4 protein-coding genes are annotated in these 2,755 nt (G+C 57.6%); 3 read left to right on the plus strand and 1 reads right to left on the minus strand.

Going from position 1 to position 2,755, the window contains the following annotated elements:
• Positions 1 to 114 precede the first annotated feature (114 nt).
• The gene (locus tag NW819_RS11430; protein ID WP_414413813.1) at positions 115 to 303 is read left to right on the plus strand and encodes a helix-turn-helix domain-containing protein; all 189 of its coding nucleotides are present in this window, start codon (positions 115 to 117) and stop codon (positions 301 to 303) included.
• A 26-nt stretch (positions 304 to 329) separates the two neighbouring features.
• Here the strand turns inward: NW819_RS11430 and NW819_RS11435 are convergent, their stop codons facing one another.
• Positions 330 to 542, minus strand: coding sequence for a TOBE domain-containing protein (locus tag NW819_RS11435; protein WP_414413814.1), 213 nt, complete (start codon positions 540 to 542; stop codon positions 330 to 332).
• Between the two features lie 255 nt (positions 543 to 797).
• Between NW819_RS11435 and modA the strand changes: the two genes are divergently transcribed.
• Positions 798 to 1,559: a molybdate ABC transporter substrate-binding protein gene (gene modA / locus NW819_RS11440; RefSeq protein ID WP_414413815.1), complete on the plus strand. Its 762-nt coding sequence runs from the start codon at positions 798 to 800 to the stop codon at positions 1,557 to 1,559.
• A 37-nt stretch (positions 1,560 to 1,596) separates the two neighbouring features.
• On the plus strand, positions 1,597 to 2,755 hold a 1,159-nt coding region (modB, locus tag NW819_RS11445; RefSeq protein ID WP_414413816.1), incomplete at its 3' end, for a molybdate ABC transporter permease subunit.

Genomic DNA, 2,755 nt, shown 5'->3' on the forward strand with positions numbered 1-2,755 from the left:
ACCCGAGAATCGGGATCTCGGCGGCAGCGTAGGGCAAAGTCTGCGCCTGCTGCAACAGCCTCTGATCTCCCTTGCCATCCCGAAGACCCAAAAGATTTTTCCTCAGGCAAGGCTTTGCGTGGGGCAGATATCTCGGCGGCACGCCGGCAAAAGGGAATCAGCCAGCGGGAATTGGCCCAGAGGCTGGGGCGCAGCCAGAGCTGGGTGCGGGATGTGGAGAATGATCGGCTTCAGATCAGCCTGAACGATCGCCAGCGCCTTATCAAAGCCCTGTATTTGGATCCCAGGCAACATCAAGTCTAGGCCAGTTACTCAATTCACTCATCCACTCACTCATCCACGGCAATGACCACATCCGAGGCTTTGATGGCAGCATACGCTTCTTTTCCAACTGCTATACCCAACCGTTCGGCAGAGTGCTTAGAAATAATGGCTGTTATTTCTATGCCTGGTGCAACTTCCAGAACAATTTCGGCATTGACCATGCCCACCTGGAAGCTTTTTACAGTTCCTTTAAAAAAGTTGCGAGTGCTGATTTGCATGACTTCTCCTTTGTTGAACAAGCAGAGCAACAGGGGTGTTGACCGAACTGAACAAGAGAGGAGCTTGCCGGATGGTCATTCAACACCGGTTTCAATACTATCAGATGCTTATCGTTGCCTCTGGGGAGGAAGGGCTGCCAATAGTCTAGATTATGTATCCTGAAGATACAAACTGCAACCTCTAATGGTCAAAGTACCGAGCGATTGGTGGATTTTCCTGTTCTGAAAGTCGTCACGGGTCAAAGAAAAATGGCTATGAAACGAAGAACTGCAATGTTATTCCTAGGGATCCTGGCCGCTCTGGCTTTGAGGTGGGGGTCGGCTCCCGGCTTGGCGCAATCTCAGCCCATTTTGGTGGGGGCTGCGGTGAGCTTGCAACCGGCTTTAACGGAAATCGACCGGTTGTTCACCGCCCGCTATCCCGACATCAAGGTTGAGTACAACTTCGCCAATTCCGGCTTTCTCCAGCAACAGGTGGAGCAGGGGGCGCCTCTGGACGTGGTATTTTTCGCAGCCGCCTCTTTTATGGACGCCCTTGCCCAGCAAAACCTGCTGGTGGAGGGATCCCGGCGAGATCTTCTCAGCAACCGCATGGCTTTAATTGTGCCTGCCAATGCCAGAACCAAGGTTCAGGATTTTGCCGACTTGGTGGCGGAAGAGATCCGGGTTCTGTCCATTGGGGATCTGCAGGCCATGCCCGCCGGACGCTATGCCCAGGAAATTCTCACCGAGGCGGGGGTGTTTGAGACGCTGCGGCCCAAGATGGTGTTTGCCAGCACGGTGCGGGAAATTTTGACGGCGGTGGAGCAGGGCAATGCCGACGCTGGGATCCTGTTTACCTCGGATGCTCAGCTTTCAAATCGGGTGCGAGTAGTGGCTACGGCGGATCCCATTACGCCAATTATCTACCCGGTGGCATTGGTGCGCGATACTCCCGCCGGACGGTCTTACTTGGAGTTTTTAACCTCAGAAGAAGCAGCAGAGGTGTTTGTGAAGTACGGCTTTATCCGCCTGTGAGGGATCCCTCTGCAATGGCGCGGATGAGTTACTCCAAATGAGCGACTACGACCTATCCCCGCTTTGGATCTCCCTACGGATTGCCGGCTTGGCCACGGGCATCACCTTTGGGGTGGGGACGCTGGCGGCTTACGGGATGTTGCACTACCGAGGTCGCTGGCGCTCTCTCATCGAGGCCCTCTTGTTGGCGCCGCTGGTGTTGCCGCCCACCATGGTGGGCTTCCTGTTGCTGCTGCTGTTTGGCCGGCGAACCCTTCTGGGACAACTTTTGGCCTCGCTGAACCTATCGGTCATCTTCACCTGGTATGCCGGGGTGATCACGGCAGCGGTGGTGGCCCTGCCCCTGATGTACCGCACGGCCCTGGGAGCTTTCCAGCAGATCGACCCGACGCTGGTGGCGGCAGCCCGCACGCTGGGGGCAAGTAGGGCCAAGATTTTTACGCGGGTGCTGATCCCTTTGGCCTTACCAGGGATCCTGGCGGGGATTACCCTCAGTTTTGCCCGCGCTCTGGGGGAGTTCGGCGCCACCTTGATGCTGGCAGGCAATATCCCGGGCCGCACGCAAACCCTGTCCATGGCCATCTTCTTTGCCGTTCAGGCGGGGGACATGCGGGGGGCGGCCATCAGCTCGGCCTTGGTCTTGATGTTGTCCTTGGGGGTGATGACGGCAGTTAACCTTTGGTTTCAGCGACAGCCTCTGCAGCAGCTTCCCCCTCGCCCCCTGCGGGTTCTGGCCAGAAGGGATCTGGATTTCTCAACTCCGGCCCCCCGCCTCTGGGTGGACATTGACAAGAAGCTGCCCCAGTTTGAGCTGCAGGCGCAACTGAGCTGCGACGGGCGGCCATTAGGACTGCTGGGGGCCTCTGGATCCGGCAAAAGCCTACTTTTGCGCTGCATTGCCGGGATCGAAACCCCGGATGGTGGGCGCATTTTGCTCAACGAGCGGGCGTTGTTTGACGCCGAACAGGGGATCCGGCTGCCCCCCGCTCAGCGACGGGTAGGGGTGATCTTCCAGAACTACGCTCTGTTTCCCCATCTCACCGTCGCCCAGAACATCGCTTTTGGGATCCCTGCGGGCTTGAGCGAAGCGGAAAAACAAGAGCGGATCCAGGCCCAGCTGCGGTTGGTCAAGCTGAAAGGCTGGGAAAACCGCTACCCCACCGAGCTCTCTGGAGGACAGCAGCAGCGGGTGGCCT

Source organism: Synechococcus sp. R8-2, from assembly GCF_047461715.1.
Classification (GTDB): Bacteria; Cyanobacteriota; Cyanobacteriia; order Thermostichales; family Thermostichaceae; genus Thermostichus.